The organism is Saccharothrix saharensis (assembly GCF_006716745.1).
GTDB lineage: Bacteria > Actinomycetota > Actinomycetes > Mycobacteriales > Pseudonocardiaceae > Actinosynnema > Actinosynnema saharense.
In genome coordinates this window covers 324,055-348,617 of sequence record NZ_VFPP01000001.1, presented here as the reverse complement: position 1 = coordinate 348,617, position 24,563 = coordinate 324,055, and the positions used below count along the sequence as shown (strand labels likewise).

Annotated in this window: 25 protein-coding genes; 12 read left to right on the top strand and 13 right to left on the bottom strand. The window is 73.1% G+C overall.

What is annotated here, in order from left to right:
- Positions 1 to 8: 8 nt before the first annotated feature.
- Positions 9 to 1,136, bottom strand: coding sequence for a DegT/DnrJ/EryC1/StrS family aminotransferase (locus FHX81_RS01005; RefSeq protein ID WP_141974771.1), 1,128 nt, complete (start codon positions 1,134 to 1,136; stop codon positions 9 to 11).
- Positions 1,133 to 2,281, bottom strand: coding sequence for a DegT/DnrJ/EryC1/StrS family aminotransferase (locus FHX81_RS01000; RefSeq protein ID WP_141974770.1), 1,149 nt, complete (start codon positions 2,279 to 2,281; stop codon positions 1,133 to 1,135). The genes FHX81_RS01005 and FHX81_RS01000 overlap by 4 nt, the downstream gene beginning before the upstream one ends.
- A 239-nt stretch (positions 2,282 to 2,520) precedes the next feature.
- Here FHX81_RS01000 and FHX81_RS00995 point away from each other — a divergent pair, with 239 nt between their 5' ends.
- From FHX81_RS00995 to FHX81_RS00970, 6 genes are all read left to right on the top strand, one after another.
- Positions 2,521 to 3,543: a Gfo/Idh/MocA family protein gene (locus tag FHX81_RS00995; protein ID WP_246107554.1), complete on the top strand. Its 1,023-nt coding sequence runs from the start codon at positions 2,521 to 2,523 to the stop codon at positions 3,541 to 3,543.
- Positions 3,533 to 4,357: a sugar phosphate isomerase/epimerase family protein gene (locus FHX81_RS00990; RefSeq protein ID WP_141974768.1), complete on the top strand. Its 825-nt coding sequence runs from the start codon at positions 3,533 to 3,535 to the stop codon at positions 4,355 to 4,357. Before FHX81_RS00995 ends, FHX81_RS00990 begins: the two co-directional genes overlap by 11 nt.
- Positions 4,354 to 5,589 carry a M20/M25/M40 family metallo-hydrolase gene (locus FHX81_RS00985; protein ID WP_141974767.1) on the top strand — a complete coding sequence of 412 codons (1,236 nt, stop codon included), beginning with the start codon at positions 4,354 to 4,356 and terminating at the stop codon, positions 5,587 to 5,589. Before FHX81_RS00990 ends, FHX81_RS00985 begins: the two co-directional genes overlap by 4 nt.
- Positions 5,586 to 6,638 (top strand): Ldh family oxidoreductase, encoded by a 1,053-nt coding sequence (locus FHX81_RS00980; protein WP_141974766.1) that lies wholly within the window; start codon positions 5,586 to 5,588, stop codon positions 6,636 to 6,638. Before FHX81_RS00985 ends, FHX81_RS00980 begins: the two co-directional genes overlap by 4 nt.
- An 89-nt stretch (positions 6,639 to 6,727) precedes the next feature.
- Positions 6,728 to 7,615, top strand: coding sequence for a Gfo/Idh/MocA family protein (locus tag FHX81_RS00975; protein ID WP_246107553.1), 888 nt, complete (start codon positions 6,728 to 6,730; stop codon positions 7,613 to 7,615).
- The gene (locus FHX81_RS00970) at positions 7,615 to 8,028 is read left to right on the top strand and encodes a DUF6917 domain-containing protein (protein WP_141983645.1); all 414 of its coding nucleotides are present in this window, start codon (positions 7,615 to 7,617) and stop codon (positions 8,026 to 8,028) included. Before FHX81_RS00975 ends, FHX81_RS00970 begins: the two co-directional genes overlap by 1 nt.
- A 54-nt stretch (positions 8,029 to 8,082) precedes the next feature.
- On the opposite strand, the gene FHX81_RS00965 is transcribed toward FHX81_RS00970, so the two are convergent.
- The 7 genes from FHX81_RS00965 to FHX81_RS00935 form a co-directional block, all read right to left on the bottom strand.
- The gene (locus FHX81_RS00965; RefSeq protein WP_246107552.1) at positions 8,083 to 8,625 is read right to left on the bottom strand and encodes an EF-hand domain-containing protein; all 543 of its coding nucleotides are present in this window, start codon (positions 8,623 to 8,625) and stop codon (positions 8,083 to 8,085) included.
- A 76-nt stretch (positions 8,626 to 8,701) separates the two neighbouring features.
- Complete coding sequence (locus tag FHX81_RS00960; protein WP_141974764.1) at positions 8,702 to 9,949, bottom strand: nucleotide sugar dehydrogenase; 1,248 nt, start codon at positions 9,947 to 9,949, stop codon at positions 8,702 to 8,704.
- 45 nt (positions 9,950 to 9,994) lie between these two features.
- Complete coding sequence (locus tag FHX81_RS00955) at positions 9,995 to 10,192, bottom strand: hypothetical protein (protein ID WP_141974763.1); 198 nt, start codon at positions 10,190 to 10,192, stop codon at positions 9,995 to 9,997.
- Positions 10,193 to 10,475: 283 nt separating this feature from the next.
- The gene (locus tag FHX81_RS00950; protein ID WP_141974762.1) at positions 10,476 to 11,348 is read right to left on the bottom strand and encodes an LLM class flavin-dependent oxidoreductase; all 873 of its coding nucleotides are present in this window, start codon (positions 11,346 to 11,348) and stop codon (positions 10,476 to 10,478) included.
- 150 nt (positions 11,349 to 11,498) lie between these two features.
- Positions 11,499 to 12,671 (bottom strand): endonuclease, encoded by a 1,173-nt coding sequence (locus FHX81_RS42905; RefSeq protein WP_425473794.1) that lies wholly within the window; start codon positions 12,669 to 12,671, stop codon positions 11,499 to 11,501.
- Between the two features lie 145 nt (positions 12,672 to 12,816).
- Positions 12,817 to 13,143, bottom strand: coding sequence for a hypothetical protein (locus FHX81_RS00940; RefSeq protein ID WP_141974761.1), 327 nt, complete (start codon positions 13,141 to 13,143; stop codon positions 12,817 to 12,819).
- Between the two features lie 25 nt (positions 13,144 to 13,168).
- Positions 13,169 to 13,930 (bottom strand): class I SAM-dependent methyltransferase, encoded by a 762-nt coding sequence (locus tag FHX81_RS00935; RefSeq protein ID WP_170231874.1) that lies wholly within the window; start codon positions 13,928 to 13,930, stop codon positions 13,169 to 13,171.
- Between the two features lie 547 nt (positions 13,931 to 14,477).
- Here FHX81_RS00935 and FHX81_RS00930 point away from each other — a divergent pair.
- From FHX81_RS00930 to FHX81_RS00915, 4 genes are all read left to right on the top strand, one after another.
- The gene (locus FHX81_RS00930) at positions 14,478 to 15,398 is read left to right on the top strand and encodes a serine O-acetyltransferase (protein ID WP_211363341.1); all 921 of its coding nucleotides are present in this window, start codon (positions 14,478 to 14,480) and stop codon (positions 15,396 to 15,398) included.
- A 65-nt stretch (positions 15,399 to 15,463) separates the two neighbouring features.
- Positions 15,464 to 16,915, top strand: coding sequence for an EamA family transporter (locus tag FHX81_RS00925; RefSeq protein ID WP_141974759.1), 1,452 nt, complete (start codon positions 15,464 to 15,466; stop codon positions 16,913 to 16,915).
- 2 nt (positions 16,916 to 16,917) lie between these two features.
- Entirely contained in the window at positions 16,918 to 17,889 is a 972-nt protein-coding gene (locus FHX81_RS00920) for a PLP-dependent cysteine synthase family protein (protein ID WP_141974758.1), read from the top strand.
- Positions 17,886 to 19,235 carry an aminotransferase class V-fold PLP-dependent enzyme gene (locus tag FHX81_RS00915; protein WP_246107551.1) on the top strand — a complete coding sequence of 450 codons (1,350 nt, stop codon included), beginning with the start codon at positions 17,886 to 17,888 and terminating at the stop codon, positions 19,233 to 19,235. The genes FHX81_RS00920 and FHX81_RS00915 overlap by 4 nt, the downstream gene beginning before the upstream one ends.
- Before the next feature lie 6 nt (positions 19,236 to 19,241).
- On the opposite strand, the gene FHX81_RS00910 is transcribed toward FHX81_RS00915, so the two are convergent.
- Positions 19,242 to 20,048 (bottom strand): alpha/beta fold hydrolase, encoded by an 807-nt coding sequence (locus tag FHX81_RS00910; RefSeq protein ID WP_246107550.1) that lies wholly within the window; start codon positions 20,046 to 20,048, stop codon positions 19,242 to 19,244.
- Between the two features lie 93 nt (positions 20,049 to 20,141).
- Between FHX81_RS00910 and FHX81_RS00905 the strand changes: the two genes are divergently transcribed.
- Together FHX81_RS00905 and FHX81_RS00900 are read left to right on the top strand one after the other, a co-directional pair.
- Entirely contained in the window at positions 20,142 to 20,789 is a 648-nt protein-coding gene (locus FHX81_RS00905; RefSeq protein ID WP_141974757.1) for a HemK2/MTQ2 family protein methyltransferase, read from the top strand.
- The gene (locus tag FHX81_RS00900) at positions 20,773 to 20,964 is read left to right on the top strand and encodes a CDGSH iron-sulfur domain-containing protein (protein ID WP_141974756.1); all 192 of its coding nucleotides are present in this window, start codon (positions 20,773 to 20,775) and stop codon (positions 20,962 to 20,964) included. The genes FHX81_RS00905 and FHX81_RS00900 overlap by 17 nt, the downstream gene beginning before the upstream one ends.
- 10 nt (positions 20,965 to 20,974) lie before the next feature.
- Here the strand turns inward: FHX81_RS00900 and FHX81_RS00895 are convergent, their stop codons facing one another.
- The 3 genes from FHX81_RS00895 to FHX81_RS00885 are packed head-to-tail and all read right to left on the bottom strand — an operon-like array spanning position 20,975 to position 24,545.
- Entirely contained in the window at positions 20,975 to 21,973 is a 999-nt protein-coding gene (locus FHX81_RS00895; protein WP_141974755.1) for an iron-containing redox enzyme family protein, read from the bottom strand.
- Positions 21,970 to 23,040, bottom strand: coding sequence for a carboxylate-amine ligase (locus FHX81_RS00890; protein ID WP_141974754.1), 1,071 nt, complete (start codon positions 23,038 to 23,040; stop codon positions 21,970 to 21,972). The genes FHX81_RS00895 and FHX81_RS00890 overlap by 4 nt, the downstream gene beginning before the upstream one ends.
- Positions 23,037 to 24,545 carry an FAD-dependent oxidoreductase gene (locus FHX81_RS00885; RefSeq protein WP_141974753.1) on the bottom strand — a complete coding sequence of 503 codons (1,509 nt, stop codon included), beginning with the start codon at positions 24,543 to 24,545 and terminating at the stop codon, positions 23,037 to 23,039. The genes FHX81_RS00890 and FHX81_RS00885 overlap by 4 nt, the downstream gene beginning before the upstream one ends.
- Positions 24,546 to 24,563 lie beyond the last annotated feature (18 nt).

Here is a 24,563-nt window from a genome sequence, read left to right as displayed (position 1 = left end):
AGGTCTCCTCAGCCGTGTGCGCCGGACGTGGCCGCGAACCGGCACACCTCGTCGGCGATGCGTTCCACCTGCGCGTCGGTCAGGTGGGGGTGGATCGGGATGGCCAGTTGGCGGCGCGCGGCCGACGCCGCGGCGGGCCAGTCGCGATCCGGTCGGGCGTGCCGGGCGAACGCGGGCTGGCGCGGGAGCGGCGCCGGGTAGTAGACGTGCGAGCCGATGCCCCGCCCGGCCAGGTGGTCGCGCAGCGCGTCCCGCCGGTCGGCCAGCAGCGAGTAGACGTAGAAGCAGCGGCCGTCGCGACCGGGCGGCGGCGCGAGCACCCCCCGGCCGGCCAGGTCGGCGAAGCGCGACGTGTAGTACTCGCCGATGGCCGCCCGCCGTGCCAGCCGGTCGGGCAGGGTGGCGAAGCGGCGCAACTGGAAGGCGGCCATCACCTCGTCGAACCGGCTGTTGAACCCGACCCGGTGGTGCACGAACCGGTGCACGCCGTCCTGGCCGTGGTTGCGCAGCATCCGCACCTCGCGGGCCAGCGCCGGGTCGCCGGTGACGACCATGCCGCCCTCGCCGGGCATGCCGAACGTCTTGACCTGGACGAACGAGAACACGCCCGCGTCGCCCCAGGTCCCGGCCGCCCGCCCGGCGAGCACACCGCCCTGCCCGACCGCGGAGTCCTCCAGCAGCCGCACGCCCGCCCCGGTGGCGATCCGCCGCAGCGCGGGCATGTCCGCCATCACGGAGAACACGTGCGCGGGCATGATCACCTTGGTGCGCTCGGTGACGAGCTTGTCGACCTCGGCCGGGTCGACCACCACCGTCCACGGGTCCACGTCGGCGAACACCGGGGTCGCGCCCAGGACCAGCGGCGCGGACGCCAGCGGCGCGCACCCGTAGGCGGGCACGATCACCTCGTCACCCGGACCCACGCCCATCGCGCGCAGCGCCAGCGTCAACGCCCCCGTGCCGCTGCCGCAGGCCACCGCGTCCGCGACGCCGAGCGCGTCGCGCAGCACCGCCTCGAACTCCGCCGTGCGCGTGCCGAGGATGAACCGCTGGTCGGGTGCGAGGCCGACCTCCTCGACGACCTCCAGCAGCAGGTCGCCGTCGAACAGGTCGGGCGGGAAGAACGGGATGCTCACGCGCGCTCCCCGAGGTAGAAGGAGCGGATCTCCGCGCACACCCGGTCCACGTCGCCCGGTGGCAGGTCCGGGTACAGCGGCAGCGCGAGGGTGCGCGCGCAGGCCGCCTCGGCGTGCGGGAAGTCCCCCGGCCGGTGCCCGAGGTCGGCGAAGCACGGTTGCAGGTGCAGCGGCGAGGGGTAGTAGGTCTCCGTGCCGATGCCGCGCGCGGCCAGGTGCACGGCCAGGTCGTCACGCCGGTCGACCTCGACCACGTACGCGTAGAACACGCCGCGCACGCTCGCCCGCCGCGGCAGCACGGACGGCAGCTTGCGCACACCCGGCACCCCGGCCAGGCCCTCGGCGTACCGCCGGGCCAGCACCGCGCGGCACCGGATGTCGGCTTCGAGCCGGTCCAGCTTGGCCAGCAGCACGGCGGCCTGGACGTCGTCCATCTTGCTGTTCACGCCGACCGCGCCGGTGCCCGTGGCGATGCCGGGGAAGTTGTCGATCGTGCGACCGAACCGCCCGTGGTGGCGCAGCGCGCTCACCGTCTCCGCGATCCCGGGGTCGTTGGTGATCACCGCCCCCGCGTCGCCGAGCGCGCCGAGGGTCTTGGTCGGGAAGAACGACAGCACTCCCCCCGCGCCGTGCAGACCCGCGTGCACGCCCTGGTAGCGCATGCCGATCGCCTCGGCGCTGTCCTCGACCACGGTCAGACCCAGCCGGCGGGCCACCTCGGCCAGCCCGGTCAGGTCTGCGAGGTGGTGGAACAGGTGCACCGGCACGACGAACCGGGTGCGCGGTCCGGCGACGGCGGCGACCGAAACCGGGTCGAGGCCGTAGCCGTCCGGCTCGACGTCGGCGAACACCGGCCGCCCGCCCGCCAGCACCACCGAGGACGCCGACGCGATGAACGAGAACGCGGGCACGACCACCTCGTCACCGGGGCGCAGGCCGCACGCGCGCAGCAGGAGCACGAGCGCGTCGGTGCCGCTGTTCACGCCGATCACGTGCGCGGCCCCGGTGTACGCGGCCAGCGCGCTTTCCAGTTCGAGCACTTTTCGCCCGTGCGAGTACTTGCCGTTCTGAATCACATCGACAATGTGCCGTCGCGTTGTCGGCCACAATCCGGAAAATGTCGCCGATTGCGTGAAGAATGGCACGGCCAGCGCACTCACCTCCGCGGTCACCGCTTCCGGAGGTGAGCGTATGGCAGGTCACCGGGCCGGCGGCCGACCGCCGGTCAGTTCACTCTTCCTGGTCAACTCACCCGCGCGCGGTTGACATGCCTTCGCTTTTGGGACACCGTCGGGGCCATCAATTGGGAGCGGACACCGCTCATTCCCGATGACTTCGAGACCGGACCGGACAAGACGGGGCTCAACTAGTGCGCACACTCGTCGTGGGACTGGGCCGAGCCGGTGCGGACCTGCACCTGCCGGTACTGGCCAGGGCGCGGACCTCGGTCCGGCAGCTGTTCGACGACCGGCCGGTCGTGGCGTGCGACCCGCGGCGGCTGCCCGCGGAACGACCCGGCCTGGCGATGGTGGGCAGCCTCGCCGAGGCCGCCGCCCTGCTCGACCCGAGCGACACGGTCGCGCACGTGTGCACACCGCCGTCCGTGCGCGCCGAGGTGATGGCCGAGCTGGCCGAGCGCGGCTTCCGCAACGTGATCGCGGAGAAGCCGCTGGCCGTGGACACCGACGACCTGGCCCGGGTGATCCGGCTGCGCCGCAAGCACGGCCTGCGGATCGCGGTGGTGGAGCCGTGGCTGACCAGCTCGCTCACCGTGCGGCTGATGGAGCTGGTGCGCGGCGGCACGCTGGGTGAGCCGCGGACGATCTCGATCGTGCAGAACAAGCCCCGCTTCCGCCGGTCGCTGACCAGGCCGAGCCACCAGACCGCGTTCGACGTGGAGCTGCCGCACGGCGTGGCGCTGGCCCTGCGGCTCGCGGGCAGCGCGCGGGTCACGCACGCGGCGGGCCACGACCTGACCGTGGGCGACGTGGTCGTGCCGCGGATGGGTGGCGCGCGGATCGGGCTGCGGCACAACAGCGGCGTGCGCACCGAGATCAACTCCGACCTCACCTCGCCGGTGCGGGAGCGCCGGATCACCGTGGAGTTCGAGAAGGGTCGGGCGGTCGGCCACTACGCGGTCAGCGACGACGACGACCACTCGCAGCTCACCGTCACGCTCAACGGCCGGCGCGAGCACGAGGTGCTGCGGGACGACTCGCTGACCGAGTGGGTGCTGCGCGCCTACCGGCTGTTCCACGCGGCGGGCGACCAGCACGCGCGCGGTTTCGCGTTCGCCACGGACGTGGTGCAGCTGCTGGCGGTGGCCAAGAACATCTGCGCCGAGCCGGTGATACCGGCGGCGCGCGGCGAGACGGCGCCCGGCTCGGTGGCCGCGCATGTCCGGTAGACCGCGGCCGGTGCTCGCCGGCATCACCGACGAGGCCGCGCCGGACCTGCCGGGGCAGTTGGCGGTGCTGGCCGAGCTGGGCTGGTCGCACGTCGAGCTGCGCACGGTGGGCGGGCGGGCGGTCGCGGACCTGGACGACGACGGGTTCGCGGTGGTGGCGAAGGAGCTCGCGGCGCGCGGGGTGCGGGCGGTGTGCCTGGCCTCGCGGATCGGCGGGTGGGCACGGCCGATCAGCACGCCGTTCGAGGACGACCTGGCCGAGCTGGACGTGCTGCTGCGCCGGTGCGCCGCGCTCGGGACCCGGTTCGTGCGGATCATGTCGTACCCGAACGCGGGCCTGTCCGAGCGGCGGTGGCGCGACCGGGTGATCACGCGGGTGTCGATGCTGGCCGAGCTGGCGGAGGCGGCCGGCGTCGTGCTGCTGCACGAGAACTGCTCCGGCTGGGCCGGCACGAGCGCCGAGCGGGCGCTGGACCTCCTCGACGCGGTGGACAACCCGGCGTTGAAGCTGCTGTTCGACACCGGCAACGGCGTCGCGCACGGCTACGACGGGTACGCGATGCTGCGCGAGGTGGTCGCGCACGTCGAGCACGTGCACGTGAAGGACGCGACGGGCGACCGGTTCGTGCCGCCCGGGTCGGGTGACGCGCGGGTGGCCGACTGCGTGGAGCTGTTGCGAGCCCACGGGTACCGGGGCGCGTGGTCGTTGGAGCCGCACGTGGCGCTGGTGCCCCACCGGTCGGGCGCGCTCGCCCCCGACGCGCCGGCCGCGTTCGTCGCGGCGGGCCGGGCGATGGCCGGGCTCGTGCGGTGATCGGGGAGGACCGCGACCTGCTGCTGGAGCTGCTCGCGCTGCCGACCGCCGGCCCGCTGGAGACGACCGACGAGGTGTGCCTGTGGGAGGCGGCGCACGCGTACTCGGAGGCGGCCGAGTCCTTCGGGATGCGGACGGTGCACCTGGGGCCCGCGCGGGAGGTCGACGTGCTGCGGCACGACGTGCCCGCGGTGGTGCGCGAGGCGATCGCCGAGGACCCGGACTTCCTGGCGCGGCAGCCGAACCTGGTGCTGCGGGTCGGTCGCGCCGAGCCCGTGGTGATGTTCAACGTGCACCTGGACACGGTCGCGCCGTTCGAGCCCGCCGGGTTCGACGGCGCCCGGTTCCACGGTCGGGGCGCGATCGACGCCAAGGGGCCCGCGGTGGCGCTGCTGGCCGGTGTCCGCGCCGCGATGGCGGACCCGGCGGTCGGGCGGGACGTGAGCGTGCTGATCCAGGCGGTGTCCGGCGAGGAGGGCGGCGCGATGGGCGTGTTCGGCACCCGTCCGCTGGTCGAGGCCGGGTACCACGGCAGCCTGAACGTGTTCTGCGAGCCGACCGGGCTGCGCTACCTGCCCCGGTCGACGGCCGCGATGACGGCGTGCGTGCGGGTGCGGGGCGAGGACGCGATCGACGACCGGCCGCAGGCCGGGCACAACGCGTCGGTCCTGCTGGGGTTCCTCGCCCAGCACCTGGCGGGCGCGTTGGCCGGGCGGGTGCCGGACGGCCGGGTGTGCGTGGCCGGGCTGCACACGGGCCACATGCACAACCGCGTGTACGGCAGCGGCGAGCTGCTGCTGAACCTGTCCTACGGCAGCACGGCCTCCGCGCGGGCTCTGGCCGCAGCGCTGGACGTGGCGCTGCGCGAGGGGCTCGCCGAGTTCACCGCCCGCTTCCGCGGCGTGCCGCCGTTCCACCGCACCGCCGTCGACGCCGCCGCCATCACCCGGCTGGAGTGGCGCAAGCGGGGACTGCCCGCGTTGCCGCCGCAGGACGTGCCGCTGCTGGACGCCGTGGCGCCGCGCTGGCCCGCGCACGAGCCCGCGTTCACCTGTGACGCGATCTGGCTGGCCGACGTGCCGGGCGCGCGCACCGCCGTCCTCGGCCCCGGATCGCTGGAGGCCAACAACGCCCACGCGCGCGGCGAGCACGCCGACGTCGCCGACCTCGACCGGTTCACCGACGTGGTCCGGGACATCGTCGTGCGGTTCGCGCGGAACGGAGGAACATGACCGTCCTGGTGCCCTACCCGACCCTGCTGGACACCGTCACCGGTGTGTTCCGGGCGCGCGGCGTGCCGCCGGACCGGGCGGCGACCGCGGCGGAGGCGTTGTGCCACGGCGACCTGACCGGGACGAGCACGCACGGGCTGGTGAACCTGACCCGGCTGTACCTGCCGCTGTTCGACTCAGGGCGCGCCGAGGCCGCGGCCGACATGGCGGTGCTGGCCGACCGGGGCGCGTCCGTGCTGGCCGACGCGCGGCGCACGCTCGGGCTGTGGTCGGCGTCGCAGGCGGTGGAGCTGGCCTCGGCGCGGGCGGCGCGCTACGGGGTCGGGGTCGTGGCGCTGCGCGGGGCGACGCACATCGGGTGCGCCGGCTACCACGCGGCCCGCGCGGCGGCGCACGGGATGGTGGGTCTGGTCGCCTCGAACTGCGGCGGGCAGCGCATCGCGCCCGCGCCGGGTGGCCGGGAGCCGCTGCTGGGCACGAACCCGTTGGCGGTGGCCTGCCCGGCGGGCGACCGGCCGCCGTTCGTGCTGGACATGAGCACCACGGTGGTACCGACGGGCCGGGTGCGCGCGGCGGCGCGGGCCGGTGAGCCGATCCCGCCGGGGTGGTTGGCCGACGAGGACGGGACGCCGGTGACGGACCCGACGGCGTTCGACCGGGGTGACGGGCGGCTGCTGTGGTTGGGCGGCGCGCCGGAGACGGGTGCGTACAAGGGTTTCGGGTTGGGGCTGCTGGTGGAGGTGCTGGCGGCGTTGGTGCCGGGCGCCGCGACGGGTCCGCTGTCGTCGGTGTCGCGGGACGACGACATCGGGGTGATGGCGCTGGTGTTCGCGCCGTCGGCGCTGCGCTCGGGCTTCGGCGCGGACGCGGCGGCCCTGTTCAGCGCGATCACCGGCACCCCGCCGCTCGACCCGCGCCGGCCGGTGACCTATCCCGGGTGGCGCGAGGGCGAGCGGGCCCGCTGGCGACGCGTCCACGGCGTCCCGCTGCCGGACGACCTGTACGAGGAGTTGCGCGGGATCGCGCCGGGCCTGCAGGCCGTCGGGTGAGCGGCCCCGTGGGGTCGGGACCGCAGCGGGACCGGGCGCAGCCGGATCGATCGGGGTGGCGCGGACCGTCGGGCACCGACCGGTCCGCGGTGATCCGGCTCGGGGTGGTGGGGCTGGGCGTGATCTCGCGGTTCTACCTGGCGGCGATCGCGTCCTCGCCCCGGTTCGCGCTGGCCGCCGTGTGCGACCTCGACGAACGCGCGTTGACCGACCACGGAGTGCCCGCTTTCCGCTCGCACGAGGCGATGCTCGACGCGGGCGGGATCGACGCGGTGGTGGTGACGGCGCCCAACGACGTGCACGCGCGGGTCGCGATGGACGCCGTCGAGCACGGGCTGCCGGTGTGCGTGGAGAAGCCGCTGGCCACCTCCCTGCGGGACGGGTTGGCGGTGGCCGAGGCGGCGCGGCGCCGTGACGTGGCGCTGTTCACCGCGTTCCACCGGCGGTACAACGCGAACGTGCTGGCGCTGCGGGACAAGCTGGCCGGTGCCGCGCCCGTCGCCGAGCTGACCGTGCGGTACCTGGAGCGGATCGAGGAGCACGTCGGCGCGGACCGGTGGTACCTCGACCCGGCGCGGTCCGGCGGCGGGTGCGTGGCCGACAACGGGCCGAACGCGCTGGACCTGGTGCGGCTGTTCCTGGGCGAGGTGACGCTGGAGTCGGCGCGCGTCACGCGCGTGGACGGCATCGACCGGCAGGCGGTGCTGCACGTGCGCGGCTCCGCGCCGGCGGTGGTGGACCTGGACTGGTCACACCCCGGCGAGACCAAGGACGTGACCGCGCGACTGGCCGACGGGACCGTGCTGCGGGCCGACGTGCTGGCGGGCTTCGACGGGTTCAAGGGCTCGCTGTGGCACGAGTACGACGGCGTGCTGCGGGACTTCGCGGCGGCCGTGACGGCGGGGTCGGGGTGGCGCGACGGCGGGTTGGCCGCGCTGGACCTGGTCGACGAGGTGTACCGACGAGAGGGTGCGTGATGCTGGAGGACGGCGAGAAGCGGGCGGTCGGCAGCCGGGTGGTGAAGGTGCTGGCGCACCGCCGCGACGACCGCGGCATGAGCCTGGAGCCGTTCGCGAGCCGCTGCGTGCGCCGCGGTGAGGTGCACGAGCTGGTGACCACCGACCACGACGACACGGCGGCCGGGGCGCGGATCGACCGGGTGGCGTTCCTCGGGTTCGTGGAGATCGGCAACGCGGGCGTCGTCGACCGGGGCGACGAGGTGTGGTGCGACGGCGAGCTGGTCGGCACCGTGCTCGGGTTCGACGCCTGCCACCACCCCAACCACTACAACATCCTGATCAGCACCCCGGTCCCGCGCACCGGGCCGGAACTCGGCCTGCGCCCGGAGGTGGAGGTGGTGTTCAGCCCGGCGGTCGTGCCGGCGCGGTGACCACACGACGACGACGCCCCGGAGGAAGTCCTCCGGGGCGTCACCGTCGTCAGGTCAATGACCGAGCAGCGGCACGTCCAGGGTGCCGAAGTGGTAGGCGCGCACCGCGGCCACCAGTTCGTCCACCGTCAGCGTCCCGTTGCCGTTGGTGTCGATGGTCCGGAACGACTCGACGGCGGACGAGTCGTCCACGCCGATGGCGTTCAGCCACTTGCGGAACTCCGACGGGTTCACCTCGCCGTCGCCGTCGGTGTCGGCCAGCCCGACCATGGCCGCGACGGTCGGCCGCACCACCCGGTTGAACCCGGCGTCGCCCTCGGCGAACACCTGCGCCTCGGCCACGTCGAGGAACTCGTTCTCGCTCATGGAGCCGTCCGGGCCGACACCGGCCTTGGTGGCCAGGAACTCGAACATGGACGTGTAGGCGTCGATCAGCGCACGAGCGCTCGGCAGCGACGGGTCCGCGCCGAACGCCGCGATGATGCGGTGCGCCTCGGCGATGTAGTCGGACTTCTCGATGCGACCGTTGCCGTCGACGTCCCACTTCTCGAAGCGCTTCTTGAGCCGATCGCTCTTGACCGGCGTGGACATGACCATTCGGACACTCCTATGAGTAGTGAGGTGGTTCCAGCGAAACCTGCGTTGGTCCGGGGTCCCCCCGCGTCGGGGGGTCTCAAAGGCGCATGACCTCCCCTCCCGGCACGCTGCCCGTGACGTCGAGCAGGCGCCGCGCGTTCCTGGCCAGGCGGCCGGGGTCGTACCCGCTGTGCGCGACGAGCAGCACGGTGGCGTCGCTCGTGCGCAGCGCGGAGTCCAGGTCGGTGGCGGGCGGCCCGAGCGCGGGCACCTCGCCGGCCACCGGGTCGTGGTGGACCACGTCGGCGCCGAGCGCCCTCAGCTCGGCGGCGATGCGGAAGGCGGCGGACTCCCTGGTGTCGGGCACGTCGGCCTTGTAGGACACGCCGAGCAGCAGGACCCGCGCGCCGGCCACGGGCACGCCGTCCCGGGTCAGCAGGCGCACCGCCCGTTCGACCACGTAGGAGGGCATCGCCGAGTCGACCCGCCGGGCCGCTTCCACCACGCCCAGTCGCGCGCCTTCGCGGTGGGCCTTGTCCAGCAGGTAGCGCGGGTCCACGGGGATGCAGTGCCCGCCGACGCCGGGGCCGGGCGTGAACGGCTGGAAGCCGAACGGCTTGGTGGCCGCGCAGTGGAGCACGTCCCACACGTCGATGCCGAGTCGGTCGCAGAACACGGCGATCTCGTTGACCAGCGCGATGTTCACGTACCGGTAGGTGTTCTCCAGCAGCTTCGCCATCTCTGCCTCGCGGGTGCCGCGGGCCACCACGACCTGGTCGACGAACCGGCAGTAGAAGGTGGCGCAGTGCTTGGCGCACAACGGGGTGTGCCCGCTGACGACCTTCGGGGTGTTGCGGATGCCGAACCGGCGGTTGCCGGGGTCGACGCGTTCGGGCGAGTAGCCCAGCGGGAAGTCCTCGCCGGCCACGAGGCCGTGCCGCTCCAGGATCGGCCGCACCACCTCGTCGGTGGTGCCGGGGAAGCTGGTGGACTCCAGGACCACCAGGGTGCCGGGCCGCAGGTGGTCGGAGACGGTCCCGGCGGCGGCGCGGACCGCGTCCAGGTCGGGTCGCCCGTCCGGGCCCAGACCGGTGGGCACGCAGATGACGACGGTGTCGGCGTCGGCGATGACCGCCGGGTCGGTGGTGGGGGTGAAACCCCTGGCGCGCAGGGCCCGCAGCTCGCTGTGCGGTACGTCCAGCACGTGCGAGCGGCCCTCGGTGAGGGTGCGCACCACGTCCGGGTCGGTGTCGTACCCGGCCACCGCCATGCCCGCGGCGGTGGCGGCCGCCGCCAGCGGCAGCCCTACGTAGCCGACTCCGACCACGACCAGATCGAACGACACGTGCGCCCTTTCCACGACATCGGTTGGGGTTGGGGGCCAAGGCGGTCAGATCTCGAACGTCCCGAGTGGAGTGACCTCCGCGGCGCTGAGCGGCACGCCGATCACGCGTTTCATCGTCGCCTCCTCACTGGATGTCATCACTGTCCGGAAACTAACAGTCACCGAGAGCAAGAAGCAGTAGTTGAACCGAACACCACTCGGGCAGGTTGCGTCACCGACCGGCTCGTTCATCCGGTCGGTCATCACAGCCGTGGCATGGGTGGGTGTCGGTGATCCGGGTACGGTCCGGATTCACGAGTTCGAGCGAAACCCCCGGTCGAGCCGACGGGTTAAGACGCGTTCCAGAAGCACGGCGTGACGAACCCGCAGAACGACGGTCACTGCCACGCACCTCACCGCACGGACGAGCACCCCACCCCGGACGCGCCGACGCCGCTGAGCGATCCCCGGTGTCCGATCACGAGAAGTGAGGGGTTTGGCCGACAGCACTCCACATCGGACTTGACGAGGGTGACGGGCCGCGGGGTCAGACGAGGGTGGGCAGCACGTCCGACGCCACCGCCTCCAGGAGCGCCTCGTCGCCGGCGAACGGGCCGTCGCGCCTCGGCCACGGCGCCAGCACGTCGGTGAAGCCGAGCTCGCCCGCCCGACCGAGGAAGTCGCGGTAGCACTCGACGCTCGACAGCGAGAACACCGGGGCCGCGTCGGTCTGCAGGAAGCGGCGGACCGCGGCGCGGTCGCGGGAGGCGGCGGCCAGCGCGTCGTCGAAGCGGGCGGACAGCTCGGCCAGCGACGCCCACCAGGACTCCAGCGAGTCGCGCGCGGTGCCGACGGTCACCCAGCCCTGGCCGTGCCGCGCGGCCAGGGCCATGCCGCGCGGGCCGTTGGCGGCCAGCACGAACGGCGTGCGGGGGCGTTGCACGCAGCCCGGCGCGGTGCGGGCGCCGACGGCGGTGTAGTACTCGCCCGAGTAGTCGACCCGGTCCCTGGTCAGCAGGGCGTCCAGCAGCTCCACGAACTCCAGGTACCGACGCGCCGGGCCGGCGACCCCCGCACCGCCGAGCACCCGCACGTCGTACCCGCCCATGCCGCCGGCGCCGATGCCGACCGTGATCCGGCCGTCCGACACGTCGTCCAGCGCCGACACCTCGCGCGCGAACGGCAGCGGGTGGCGGACGTTCGGGGAGGCGACCATGAAGCCCAGCTCGATCCGGGACGTCGCCGCCGACGCCGCGGTCAGGGTGGGCACCGAGCCGTACCAGCGGTGGTCGACCAGCGGACCCCAGCCCAGGTGGTCGAACGTCCAGGCGTGCGCGAACCCGTACGCCTCCGCCGCCTGCCACCGCGGCTTCGCCTCGGCCCAGCGGTACTCCGGCAGGATGGTGACCCCGGCCCTCATCGTCCCCCTGTCCGAACACGGCGTGAGTTCATTCGAACAGAGGGTGAGTGAGAGGTCAACTCCGGACCGGGCGGCCCGCTCCCCCGGCGCCCGCGCGAACGCCCGCCCTCCAACCCCCGGGCGAGGGTCGAGGACGGGCGTCCGGTGTGCTCAGCCCCAGATCGTCGCGGCCCACTCCGGGTGGTCGATGAAAGGGTTGCGGTTGCGCTGGAAGTTGTCGTAGATCACCTGGTTGCGTCGCTTCTCGAACGCGTCCGGCGGGTCCTGCGCGTGCCACTGCAGCAGCACGGACAGCTTGCCGTGGTAGGGCGCGGTGCCGTTGCCGACGCTGTTGTTCAGCTCCAGGTTCGGATGGCCGTCGTTGCCCTCGTACCGCACGGCCATGTAGAAGAGCATCCGCGCGACGTCGCCCTTCACCGCGTCGCGCGGCTCCCACGAGTCGGCGTCGGTGTAGTTGCCGGGCGCTTCGCCCACCGGCGAGCCGCCCAGGTCGAAGTCCTTGTTGCCGCGCGTCGCGTTCACCGACACGTCGGTGGGCCGCAGGTGGTGGACGTCGGTGCCGGGACCCGTCGCGGTGCCGAAGTCGCCGTGCGACTTGGCCCAGACGTGCTCGCGGTTCCAGTCGTCGGGGTCGCCGCCGTTGGTGGTCTTGCTCTGCGAGCGGCCGGTGTAGAGCAGGATCACGTTGGCGCTGTTGTCCGGGTCCTGGTCGGTGACCTTCAGCGCCTCCCACACCTGGTCGTAGGACAGCTTGGTGTTGGTGCGGATGATCCCGTTCAACGCGGTCTTCAGGGACGCGCCGGTCTTGCCGAGCGCGTTGCGGTAGTACGTGTCGTCGTAGTCGCCGCCGGGGGCCGTCGTGGTGCTGGTGGTGGGCGCGGTGGTGGTCGACGTCGGCGACGTGCCGGCGTCGGCGAACGCGGTCGGCGACGTGAGGCCGGGGTGGGAGAAGTACGCGCCGAGCGGGCCGGTGACGTCGATCCGCCTGCCGAGCAGGCCGGGGTTCGTCCGCAGGCCCCACTGGGCCCGGAACGCCGCCGTGATCTGCACGTACAGCATCCGGCCCGTGGCGGTCTGGCTCGGCGAGTCGGCCAGGGCGAGCGCGTGGTCGGACGGGAAGTTCGACCGCACGACGGTGGTGGTGGCGGTGGGCTGCCCGACGACGTAGCCGCGCACGGTGGCGGACGCGCCGTTCTGCCGACCGATGGCCTGGTCGACGGTGATGGGCGTGGCGCCGGCGGCGGTGGGGACGAGCAGGGCCGCTGCGACGGCGAGGACGGATACGACGACGGCGAGGGGGTGCAGCAGGGGTCGTAGTCGCACGATGGGGTGTCTCCTCCCGGGTGCGGCGGCGCAGGGTGGCCGCACGCAGGCAGGATCGCACGAAAGATCACTCGTCAGAGTGAATGATCACGGAACATTCGTGGTGGACCGGGACAGTTCTTCACTTAACACCGAGGCCGGACGCTCACCCGTCGGTGACGGTGGTGGCGCGCGTGATCAGCGCCGCGTCGGCGTCGCCGAGTCGTCCGGTCGACGCCGACAGGAGGTCGGCGATCTCGCGCTCCTCGTGGGTGAAGTCCCCCAGCGCGGCCACGCCGTCCACCTCGCGCGCCGGCGCCTCGGAGACGATCCGGTGCTCGCGGCCGAGCTCGTCCAGCGCGGCGCAGAGCGCCAGGCAGTGCGTCCGCAGGTGCACGACCCACGCGCCGTCGACCGGGCCGTCCCTCAGCTCCTCCAGCCGCTCGCGCAGCGCGATGCGCGCCTGCACGGGCTGGTTGCCGAACAACACCACGCGCGACGAAGGTTCGATGACGTGCTCACCTCCGGCCCCAGACCGCGATCGCGGGCATGGGGATCACCAGCCGGCCCGTCCCGTCGGAGAACCGCGCCGCGGTCTCCCGCACCCGTTGTTCGATCTTCTCGCGGTCGGCGTCGCTCTGGCCGTCGAGGAGCGCGCCGGTGCGCACGGTCGCCTGCCGGTAGGCCGGGAACAGCTCGTCCACGCTCTCCAGCCGCCAGTCCAGGTGCAGCACCTCGGCCCCGGTCTCGGCGAACCCCGCGTCGGCCAGCGCCGCGCGGCAGTTGTCCGGCTCGCTGTAGTGGTAGAAGTCGGGGCCCTCGGGCAGCGCGACGGGCTCGCCGAACTCCATGATCGCGTCCGAGAGCAGCGAGAACCCCACGGCCTCGTCGGGCGAGGCCCACACCGTGAAGCCGAACGCGCCGCCGGGCGCCAGGACGCGGAACGCCTCCCGGATCGCGCGTCCGGGGTCGCCCAGGTGCAGCAGGCCGAAGTTCATCACGGCCCGGTCGAACGCGCCGTCGGCGAAGGGCAGGTCGAGCGCGTCGCCCTCGCGGAAGTCGACGTCGGGGAAGAGCAGGCGCGCTTTCGCGATCATCTGCGCGGAGAAGTCCACGCCGACCGCCGCCGCCCCTCTTCGGGAAGCCGCACCGGCGACATATCCCGGCCCGGTCGCGATGTCGAGCAACCGCGTTCCGGGCGGCACGCCGATCGCGTCGAGGAGTCCCGAACCGGCCGAACCGGTCAACTCGCCCCAGGAGCGGTGATATCTGTCGACCACGCGTTGCCAGCGCGACAACTCGAAGGCGTGGAAATCCCGCGCATGCTGCGACAAACCCCCGGACAACGTGCCTCCCCAGTACCCGCACGACCATTACGACCACCGGTCGATCGGGTGGCCAAGGGTGCGTCGTCGGGATGCTAGCGGATCGCGCAAGTCCGACGGCGAGCCGGTGCATGCCACTTGACCTGGCCATATAGAGGGCGTATGCACGTCGTTGGGACAACCGGGTGAAGTATCGGACGGCGCGGTGTTTCGGATTTATTAATCTGCGTTAATCCCGATCTTCGCCGCTGGGCCGATACAGTGAACGTGCCCGACGACGTCGTAACGAAGTGCGACCGATCGGCGCATCAAGCCGTCCGATCGGCCGAGCCGGCCGCAAAAGTGCGGTCGCCGAACTTCGGGAACCGAGGTAATGTCCCCGACCGCGACATCATCTGTTGACTAGGGGGAACCGGTGTCTGTCGTTCGCGAGGAGTCCGCCTGTCCCGTCGATCGGGAACCGGACGCCGCTTACCCGGAAATTGTTCGGGCGGCGGAGAATGTGCTCGCGCCGCACGAGTCGGATTCGGCCGCGCTCGGTCTCGAGTGCGGCGCGGTGGTCCGCCGCGCCGCGGACCTCGCGGTGGGCGACCTGCTGGCGCTGGCGCGGCGGGACCCGGCGAGCCTGGGTTCGTGGCAGTACGTGCTGGAGGCGTACGCGTGCTTCCAGGCGGTGCTGTCCTACCGCGTCGCGCACGAGGTGCTGACCGCGCCGTGCGGCGACCCGTGGCGGCAGCGCGTGCTGGCCCGCAAGATCTCCGAGGCGGCGAAGGTGCGCACGGGGGTGGAGATCCACCCCGGCGCGACGATCGGGCCCCGGTTCATCGTCGACCACGGCATCGGCACGGTGATCGGCGAGGACGCGACGATCGGCGCGGACTGCTACATCCTGCAGGGCGTGGTGCTGGGCGCGCTGGGCATCGCGGACAACGCGGCGGGCAGGCGGCACCCCACGCTGGGCGACCGGGTGCAGGTCGGCGGGTTCGCCCGCGTGCTCGGGCCGATCACGGTCGGCGACGACGTGATGATCGGCAGCCACGCGCTGGTTCGGGCGGACGTGCCGGCCGGCGCGCAGGTGGCCGTGCTGCACCAGTACCAGATGGTCGCCGGGCCGCGGCCGATCACGGTCTACGGCGTGGAGGGGCTGGGTGAGTACCGGTTCCGGTTGCACGGCAACGACCTCGACCGCCCCGGCCTGGAGGTGCAGCTGCTCGGCCCGACCCAGTTGCCGCTGGCCGCGGGCGACTGGTCGGTGCTGCAGAACAACGCGAAGTGCCTCACGTTCCAGATCTCGCCCCGGGCGCGCGGGTTGCGCTCGGTGGCGCACATCCGGGTCCGCCACGGCGGGTCCGAGGTGACCGTCGGCATCCCGCTGGCCCGCAAGTCGCGGGTGGCGTCGCTGCCGCGCACCGCGGCGGGCTGAGCCGCCGCGGGTCCGCCGTCGCCGCACGACCAGCACACCCTTAATCAGTCTGGAGATCCCGCTCCATGTCCGCTCCTGAGATCGAGGCGTCGCGGTCCGCGGCCGCCGCCTCGACGCCCGGTCGTCCCCGCCAGCTGAAGGCGTTGGTCGCGGTGAGCTTCGCCGCGGTCGTGCTGATCTGGGGTTCGACCTGGATCGCGATCAAGCTCGCGATCACCGACATGCCGCCGCTCACCGCGTCCGGCCTGCGCTTCGTCGTGGCCGGTCCGGCGTTCATCGCGGCGTGCGTGGCGCTGCGCAAGCCGCTGCGCTACCCGCGCGGCATGGGCTGGTTCTTCGTGTTCATGGTGGGCTGCTACTTCACCGTGCCGTTCTTCCTGTTCAACTACGGCGAGCTGTACGTGTCGTCGGGCCTGGCGTCGATCTGCGTGTCGTCGGTGTCGATCCTGATGATCGTGTTCAGCGTGCCGATCCTGCGCACCCGCATCACCACGACGCAGGCCGCGGCGGTGCTGGTCGCGTTCGCCGCGCTGGGCACGCTGATCGTGCACTCCCAGGGCGTCGCGGTGACGAACGTGATCGGCGTGGCGGCGCTGCTGGGCGCGGCGGTGATCCACGCGCTGGCCTACATCATGATCAAGAAGCACGGCGGGAAGATGCCGGCGCTGACGCTGAACACCCTGCCGATGGCCGTGGGCGGTGTGCTGCTGACCGGGTTGGGCCTGCTGGTGGAGCGACCGGGTGCGGAGGCGTTCACCGCGCGCAGCATCGGCGCGACGATCTACCTGGGCATCGTGGCGTCCGCGATCGGGTTCGCGGTGTACTTCTGGCTGTTGCAGCGGATGGACACGGTGCTGGTGTCCTTCGCGTTCGTGCTGTTCCCGATCATCGCGCAGTTCCTGGCCGTGGTGATCGAGGGCGCGTCGTTCGGGTGGGTGGACCTGCTGCTGACGCTGGTGATCCTGGGCGCGTTCGGCGTGACGCAGTGGAACCAGCGCAAGGTGCTGCCGCCGCCCGCGACCCCGGCGGTCGTGCCCGCGGTCGACGAGGACGGGCGGCCGTCCGAGGCGGCGCTGGCCGAGGTCTACCGGCACGTGCTGGCGCGCTACCCGTCGGAGGCGTGCGGGTTCGTCCGGGCGAGCGGCGTGACGGACTGCGCCAACGCCATCGAGGACCGGCCGGAGGTCTACGACCGGGAGAGCCGGACCGGGTACGCGTTCGGCGTGGCGGACCTGCGGGAGCTGGAGGACTCGTTCGACGGCGACGACCCGGTCCGCGTGATCTACCACTCGCACCCGGACGCGGGCGCGTACTTCAGCGACGAGGACCACCGCTTCGCGGTCTACGAGGGCACGCCGGTGTACCCGGTGCGCCACCTGGTCGTGGACACCTCGCGGGACGAGGTCCTGGGCTCGCGGCTGTTCGACTTCGACGCGGCCCTCGGCCGCTACACCGCGATCGCGACGTTCGGCGCGCCGCGCGAGAAAACCGTCCCCCCGCACGTCACTCAGGAGTGAGCATGGGCAAGGGCATCGCCGACTCGGTCTTGGACGCGATCGGCGACACGCCGATCGTGCGGCTGTCCCGGCTGGAACCGGACCTGGACCGCGAGCTGCTGGTGAAGCTGGAGCTGCTCAACCCGGGTGGCAGCCACAAGGTGCGCATCGCGTTGAACATGATCCTGGAGGCGGAGAAGGACGGTGAGCTGGTCCGCGGCAGCGGGCAGACGATCATCGAGTCGACCGGTGGCAACACCGGCATCGGGCTGGCGATGGCGGCGGCGATCCTGGGCTACCGGCTGGTGCTGGTGATCCCGGACAACTACAGCCCGGCCAAGCAGCGGCTGCTGCGCGGCTACGGCGCCGAGGTGCGGTTGTCCGACCACACGCTGGGCAACAACTCGCACGCCGACATGGCGTTGGGGCTGCTGTTCGACAACCCGGACTGGGTGATGCTCAACCAGCAGGCCAACCCGGCGAACCCGGCGATCCACGAGCGGACCACGGCGGTGGAGATCATGGACGCGCTGGGGCCGCGGCTGCCGGACGCGCTGGTCGCGGGTGTCGGCACGGGCGGGCACATCACCGGTGTGGGTCGGGTGCTGGCGGAGCACCAGCCGTCGCTGCGGATCGTGGCCGTGCAGCCGGAGGGGTGTTCGTTGCGGGAGAACAGGTTCGTCACGCACCCGATCCAGGGGTTGGCGGTCGGCCTGGTGCCCGCGGTGCTGGACCTCGGCCTGGTGTCGGACGAGGAGCAGGTGTCGTTCGAGGACGCGCGGCGGATGATGCGGCGGGTGATGCGCACCGAGGGGCTGGCGGTCGGGATCTCGTCGGCGGCGAACCTGGTGGCGGCGTGCCGGGTCGCGCGGGCGCTGCCGGCCGGGTCGCGGGTGCTGACGTTCGCCTACGACGGCGTGCACGACTACCTGGACGCGCTGCCGGACGAGGACGTGGCGTTCGCCGAGGGCTCGCTCGCCGGGGAAGCGCGGTGACCCTGTTCCTGGACCCGGATCGGACGGTGCGGCCGTTCGCGCAGCACCGGCCCAGCGAGGGCGCGCGGTCGGTGCTGCCGGCGGTGCTGGGCGCGGACCTGCAGGTGCCGCTGGGTTCCGGGGCGACGGCGTCGTTCGCGAACTTCGACCACGCGGCCACCGCGCCGTGCATGGTGGCCGTGGCGGAGGCGGCGCAGGCGTTCCTGCCGTGGTACGCCAGCTCGCACGAGGGTTCGGGCACGCTGGCCGCGATCTCCACGGCCCGGTTCGAGGAGGCGCGGCGGGTGGTGCGCGCGTTCGTCGGCTGCCGGGACGACGACTACCTGGTGTTCACCCGCAACACGACCGACGCGGTGAAGCTGCTGGCGATGGCCGTGCCGGAGGGGACGACGGTGGTGGTGTTCGACAGCGAGCACCACGCGCTGCTGCTGCCGTGGCGGGATGTGCGCCGGTTGCCGATCCCGGCCTCGGTGGAGGAGATGCTGGCGTCGCTGGACGAGGAGCTGCGGGCGCTCGGCGGTGACGTGCTGGTGGCGGTGAGCGCGGTGCTGAACGTGACCGGCGAGCTGATGCCGTTGGAGGACGTGGTCGCGTTGTGCCGCCGGCACGGGGCGCGGGTCGCGGTGGACGCGGCGCAGCTGGCCGCGCACCAGCCGATCGACATCGCCGGGCTGGACGTGGACTACGTGGCGTTCAGCGGGCACAAGATGTACGCGCCGTTCGGGATCGGGGTGCTGGCGGGGCGGCCGGACTGGTTGGAGGCGGCACGGCCGCACCTGGCGGGGTGTGGCGCGACGGTGGACGTGGGCGACGGCGCGGTGACCTGGGCGTCGGGCGCGGCGCGGCACGAGGCGGGCGGGGCGAACGTGGTGGGCGCGGTGGCGCTGGCGGCGGCGTGCCAGACGTTGCGCACGGCGTGGAACTCGGTGATGCCGTACGAGTCGGTGCTGCTCAACCGGTTGCGCTCGGGGTTGGCCGAGGTGCCCGAGGTGGTCGAGGTGTCGTTGTTCGGCCCGGCCAGCGAGCGGGTGGCGATGGTGGCGTTCACCGTGGACGGGGTGGACTCGGCGTTGCTGGCGACCGCGTTGTCGGTGGAGTACGGCATCGGGGTGCGGCACGGCGACTTCTGCGCCCGGCCGCTGGCACGGCACCTGTCCGGCGAGCGGACGGCGGTGCGGGCGAGCCTGGGGCTGGGCATCGGGGTGGACCACGTCGACCGGTTGGTGGACGCGGTGCGCACGATCAGCGAGATCGGGCCGCGGCTGTTCTACGTGGCCGAGGACGGCGCGTGGTGGCCGAGCACGGAGGCCACGGGGTCGCGCCTGCACGTGCCGCCGACGCGGTAGTCGGAGTCAGCGCGCCGACGCCGTGACCTCCAGCGCGGTCCGAGCCGGGGTGGGCGCGGGCGTGGCGGGTTCCCGATCCCGCGCCCACTCGGCCAGGCGCGGGGCCAGCAGCCGGTACACCTCGGGGTCCAGGCCCATGCCGGTGTGCGAGCTGCTGACCTCGACGCAGTCGGCGCACGGGTCGGCGCACAGCTCCCAGGGCGCGATGAGGTCGTTGCGGGAGAACACCGCGATGGCGGGCACGGTCAGCGGCGCGGCCATGGCGGTGGAGTTGGTGTCGTAGCAGGTGCCGGCGAAGCAGTCCTCGTTCAGCAGCCCGGGGACGCCGGCACGGGACAGCCGCGCCAGGGTCCGCGCCACCCGCACGACGCTCGGGTGCGCTCCCAGTTGGTCGAGCACGGGGCTGGCGAGCATGACCAGGCCGCGCACCAGTTCGGGCCGGCGCACCGAGAGCAGGCGGGCCAGGCCGCCGCCGCGGCTCTGCCCGAACAGCACCACCGGGCCGCCGGTGGCCCCGACGTGCGCCTCGAGCCTGCGTTCCAGCCGGTCCACGAGGTCGGAGGTGCAGCCGACGTTCATCCCGATCCGGGCCCCGGTGGGCACGTAGCCGCGCTTGCGCAGCCAGGTGGCGGTCAGCCGCAGGCTCCAGTCCCCGAAGCCGAAGCCCGGCACCAGCAGGACTCCCAGTCCCCGTCCCTCGTCCGGGTCGGTGGCGCGCCACGCCCGGTCGGCGAGCAGGCTCGGTATGCCGAGCGCCATCGCGACCAGGACCTGTTCACGGGCCACCGCACGGGTCGCCTCCACCACGCGCATCCGACCTCCCTGCGTCCGGACCACCGGGGTTCCCCGTTCGGTGCGGATCGATTCCTGTCGTTTGCGGGCCGTGCCTCCGGGAACCACAGTCCTATGTGGTTGTTGAGGCCGCCGGGCGTGTACCGGCCCCAGGAAGACACGTGGCTGATGGCCGAGGCGCTGGCGCAGGCCGGGATGCCGCGCGGTGGTCGGGTGCTGGACGTGTGCACCGGCACCGGCGCGTTGGCGATCGCCTCGGCGGTGGCGGGCGCGGGTGAGATCACGGCCGTGGACCTGAGCAGACGGGCGTTGGCGGCGACCTGGGCCAACGCCCGGTTGCGCGGGTTGCGCGTGCGGGTGCGGCGCGGTGACTTCGGTGACCTGGTGGGTCGGGGCGAGTTCGATGTCGTCACGGCCAACCCGCCGTACGTGCCGAGCACGGGTGTGCCGGACCGGGGTCCGGCGCGGGCGTGGGACGCCGGGCTGGACGGGCGTTGCGTGCTGGACCGGCTGTGCGCGGTGCTGCCGTTGCTGTTGGCCGACAAGGGCATGGGCCTGATCGTGCACTCGGCGTTGTCCGACCCGGACGTGACGTTGCGGCAGTTGCGCGGCGGCGGGTTGAAGGCGTCCGTGGTGGCGCGCCGCACGGTCCCGTTCGGGCCGGTGATGCGCGGCCGGGCGGAGTGGTTGGCGCGGCGCGGGCTCATCGAGGACGGTCAGGAGCACGAGGAACTGGTGGTGATCCGTGCCGACGCGGCGTGAAGCCCGGGTGGTGACCGTGGTGCCCGGTGGGCCCGTCCTGGTGGAGGGGCCCGTGGAGCTGCGGGCGGACGACGGGACGGTGGTGTGCTCGGACCGGTTCGTCGTCGCGGTGTGCGCGTGCCGCCGCAGCAAGCGTTACCCGCTGTGCGACACGAGCCACCGCAAACGACGGTGACCGATGGGTCCTAGAGGGGCAGGCGCAACGCCGTCTGCCCCTTTTCCCACGCTCCGAGCAGGTGGTCGCCGAGGCGTTGTTCGAGCAGTTCGGTGGCCTGGACGCCGAACACGACCGACTCGGTCAGCTCCGGTTCGCGGGCCAGCAGGTCGCCGATGACGTCACGGCGCATCACCTGTTCGTGCACGGCGTCGGCTTCGATGTGCTCGGTGAAGAACTCGACGCAGTCGGGGTGCGCGTCCAGCCGCTGCAGGGCCTTGGCCATGCGGGTGGCGCTGGGGGCGGTGGTGATCTCGGCGGCGGCGAAGTGCCCGACCAGCGATCCGCGCAACGACCGGTGCAGGCCGCACAACGACATGAGGTTCACCGTCGCCAGCATCACGGCGGGCGCGTGCTCCAGGTAGCCGAGGTAGCGGTGGTCGAGCCCGGCGCCCACGAGCAGGTCGGCGAACAGCCGGGAGTGCATGCGGTCGCCGCGTCCGCCGCCGAACTCGTCGAACTCGACGGCCACGAGCGCGGCCTTGGCGGTGCCGCGCAGCCGCGGGATGACCCAGGCGTGCGGGTCTGCTTCCTTGAGGTGGTAGATCGAGCGCAGCGCCAGGTACTCGCGCATGTGCCACCACTCGCCCTCGTCCTTGAGGAAGTGGCTCACGCCGACGCCGTCGACCGGTTCGACCAGCAGTTCGTCGAGCACGCCGTCGAGGTCGGCGCCGCCGGGCACGTCGGCGCGCAGCGCGTCGAGGAAGACCCGTTCCAGGGCGGCGCGGAACCTCAGCAGCTCCGGGTCCCACTCCCAGTCGTCCGGCACGCCCGCGAAGCCCTGGTAGTGCAGCTCGTAGCACACGTGCAGGGCCAGTTGCAGGTCTTCGCCGTACGGGTCGGCCGACGCGATCGCGGGCAGGCCGGTGGCCGGCGGGTCGCCGCGCAGGGCGTCCAGGACGGCGGCGGACAGGGGGCCGCGCGCGGCGGGCAGCACGGCGCGGTCGAGGGCAGGGTCCACTGTGGTCATGGCCGTGGACTACCCGTTCCGGTGCGGGTGCACGCGAGCAGGTCTACGGCCGCCTCGGGTGATCCCGCCCTCAGTTGCCGTTGCGCGCCCGTGCCGTTGTCCAGCACGTCACGCACGAGGGCGTGGACGAGGTCGCGGTCGTCGCCCAGCGCGTCGGAGACGTGGTCGAGCAGCGCGTGCACCAGGTCGACGGCGGGCACCCGGCAGGCGCTGAGCGGGTCGACGCCGGGGCCGGACAGCCCGTGGCGGGCGGCGGACCAGACGGCGGCGGCCAGCACCTGCTCGTCCGGTTCCGGTGCCGGGGTGTCCCCCGCGGCGGCCACCAGCGCCATCGTGAGCCCGGCCTGGAGCAGGGCGTGGTCGACGGTGGCGGCGGTGTCGGCGACCCGGACCTCGACGGTCGGGTACCGGGGTGAGGGCCTGGCCAGCCAGAACGTCTGGCTGGCGTCGACCAGCGCGCCGCAGTCGACCAGCCGGGCGACGCGGGCGGCGTGGTCGGCGGCGCTGCGGCACACCGGGGGTACGCCCGAGCCGGGGAACCGCGCCTGGTCCATCATCCGCCAGCTCGCGTAGCCGGTGTCGCGGTCGTGGTCGAACGGCGAGTTGCCGCCCAGCGCGAGCAGGGTCGGCAGCCAGCGCCGCAGGTGGTTGACGACGTGCACGGCGGTTTCCGGGTCGGGCACGCCGACGTGGACGTGGCAGCCGCAGCATTGGTAGGCGTCGACCTGGCCGCGGTAGAGCGACTCGATGCGGTCGAACCTCTCCCCCGCGCTCAGCTCGGGTCGCGGGTCGGCCAGCGGCGGGGTGCCGGAGGCGACCAGCCACAGGCCTTCGGCGTGGGCGGCGTCGGCCAGCGCCTGTCGGCCCGCGGTGAGCTGGTCGCGCAGTTCGCGCAGGTCGGCGCACACGCCGGTGGCGAACTCGACCTGGACGCCGCTGAGCTCGCGGTGGACCCGCGCGCCGGCAGGCAGGTCGCGGACGCCCGCGAGGACGTCGGCGGCGCGGGCCACGGGGCGGCGGGTCTCCGGGTCCACGAGGAGGAACTCCTCCTCGACGCCGACCGTCATGAGGGGTCGCGTCGGGGCAGCGGCTTGGTCGCGGGCCCTTCGAGCACGGCGCCGTCGACGTCGAACCGCGAGCCGTGGCACGGGCAGTCCCAGCTGCGTTCGGCGGGGTTGAACCGGACCAGGCAGCCCAGGTGGGTGCAGCGCAGCGACACGCCGTGCACGCCGCCGGCCTCGTCGCGGTACACGCCGGCCTTGCCGGTGCCGTCGCGGACCACGCGCGCCTCGCCCGCGGGCACGTCCGCGACGGAGTCGACCTCGGCGTGCTTGAGCCGGTCTCCGACCAGGTCCGCGGCGACCTTGGCGTTGAGCTTGGCCAGCTTGGGCGTCGCGCCGAGGGTGAGCCGGTGCGGGCTGAACCGCGCCGCGAGGGGGTTGTCGCGGCCGACGATGAGGTCGGTGAGCAGCTCGGCGGCCATGGTGCCGTTGCTCAGGCCCCACTTCATGAACCCGGTCGCGCCGTAGAGGGTGGTCGAGCCCGGGGTGTAGGGGCCGATCATGGGCAGGTTGTCGTAGGAGGTGGGGTCCTGCGCGGACCAGCGGTGGGTCACCTCGGCGACGTCCCAGTGCTCGGCGGCGAACTTGGTCAGCTCCTCGTACGGCTCGCCGGGGGGCGAGCCGGTGGCGTGGCCCTGCCCGCAGACGATGAGCAGGTCGCCGGAGCTCGACAGCGACCAGGAGGGGCTGCCCGTGCTGATGGCCAGGCCGGTGGGCGGTGTGCCGGAGGCGAGGCGGACGGCGACGCAGTAGGACCGCATGGGTTCCAGGCGGGCGAAGTACAGGCCGCGGTCGAGGATCGGGTAGTGGGTGGCGACGACGACGCGTTCGGCGACGACGGTGCCCTGGTCGGTGTGGACGCGGCTGGGTGTGCCGTCCTCGATGCGCAGCACCCGGCCGGCCTCGTGGACGCGGGACCCGTCGCCGTCGACGGCTTCGGCGAGGCCGCGCACGTACTTGACCGGGTGGATCGCGAGCTGGTCGTCCAGCCGCACGGCGTCGGCGACGGGGAACGGCACGCCCATGAGCTCGCCGTGGTCGCGCGTGACGGGCAGGCCGGCCTTGGCGGCGGCTCGGGCTTCCCGCTCGACGGCGTCGCGGGACTCCCCGTCGAACGCGAAGGTGTAGGCGGGCAGCCGGCGCAGGTCGCAGTCGATGCCCAGTTCGGACACCAGCGAGGCGACGCGTTCGACGGCGGCCATGTTGCCGTCGGCGTAGTCGGCGGCGGCCTCGGCGCCCTGCTTGCCCTCGATGGTCGAGTACACGGTGGACTGCAGCGCGGTGACCTTGGCGGTGTTGTTGCCGCTGACGCCGCTGCCGACGCGGTCGGCCTCCACGAGCACGACGCGCAGGCCCGCGCGCTTGAGCAGCAGCGCGGTGGTGACGCCGGTGATGCCGCCGCCGACCACCGCCACGTCGGCGGTGGTCTCGCCGGTGAGGGCCGGGAACCGGCCGTGCGGGATCGAGTCCGACCACAGGGAGTGGCGGGCGGTCGTGGTCGCTTCGGTCATGCTTTAGCTCATACCCGC

Excerpts from the sequence above, each read along its gene's own strand:
- FHX81_RS00990 (WP_141974768.1), top strand. The coding sequence starts at position 3,533 with ATGTCCGGTAGACCGCGGCCGGTGCTCGCCGGCATCACCGACGAGGCC.
- FHX81_RS00980 (WP_141974766.1), top strand. The coding sequence starts at position 5,586 with ATGACCGTCCTGGTGCCCTACCCGACCCTGCTGGACACCGTCACCGGT.
- FHX81_RS00970 (WP_141983645.1), top strand. The coding sequence starts at position 7,615 with ATGCTGGAGGACGGCGAGAAGCGGGCGGTCGGCAGCCGGGTGGTGAAG.
- FHX81_RS00965 (WP_246107552.1), bottom strand. The coding sequence starts at position 8,625 with ATGGTCATGTCCACGCCGGTCAAGAGCGATCGGCTCAAGAAGCGCTTC.
- FHX81_RS00955 (WP_141974763.1), bottom strand. The coding sequence starts at position 10,192 with ATGACCGACCGGATGAACGAGCCGGTCGGTGACGCAACCTGCCCGAGT.
- FHX81_RS00950 (WP_141974762.1), bottom strand. The coding sequence starts at position 11,348 with ATGAGGGCCGGGGTCACCATCCTGCCGGAGTACCGCTGGGCCGAGGCG.
- FHX81_RS00925 (WP_141974759.1), top strand. The coding sequence starts at position 15,464 with ATGTCCGCTCCTGAGATCGAGGCGTCGCGGTCCGCGGCCGCCGCCTCG.
- FHX81_RS00920 (WP_141974758.1), top strand. The coding sequence starts at position 16,918 with ATGGGCAAGGGCATCGCCGACTCGGTCTTGGACGCGATCGGCGACACG.
- FHX81_RS00910 (WP_246107550.1), bottom strand. The coding sequence starts at position 20,048 with ATGCGCGTGGTGGAGGCGACCCGTGCGGTGGCCCGTGAACAGGTCCTG.
- FHX81_RS00905 (WP_141974757.1), top strand. The coding sequence starts at position 20,142 with ATGTGGTTGTTGAGGCCGCCGGGCGTGTACCGGCCCCAGGAAGACACG.
- FHX81_RS00895 (WP_141974755.1), bottom strand. The coding sequence starts at position 21,973 with ATGACCACAGTGGACCCTGCCCTCGACCGCGCCGTGCTGCCCGCCGCG.
- FHX81_RS00890 (WP_141974754.1), bottom strand. The coding sequence starts at position 23,040 with ATGACGGTCGGCGTCGAGGAGGAGTTCCTCCTCGTGGACCCGGAGACC.
- FHX81_RS00885 (WP_141974753.1), bottom strand. The coding sequence starts at position 24,545 with ATGACCGAAGCGACCACGACCGCCCGCCACTCCCTGTGGTCGGACTCG.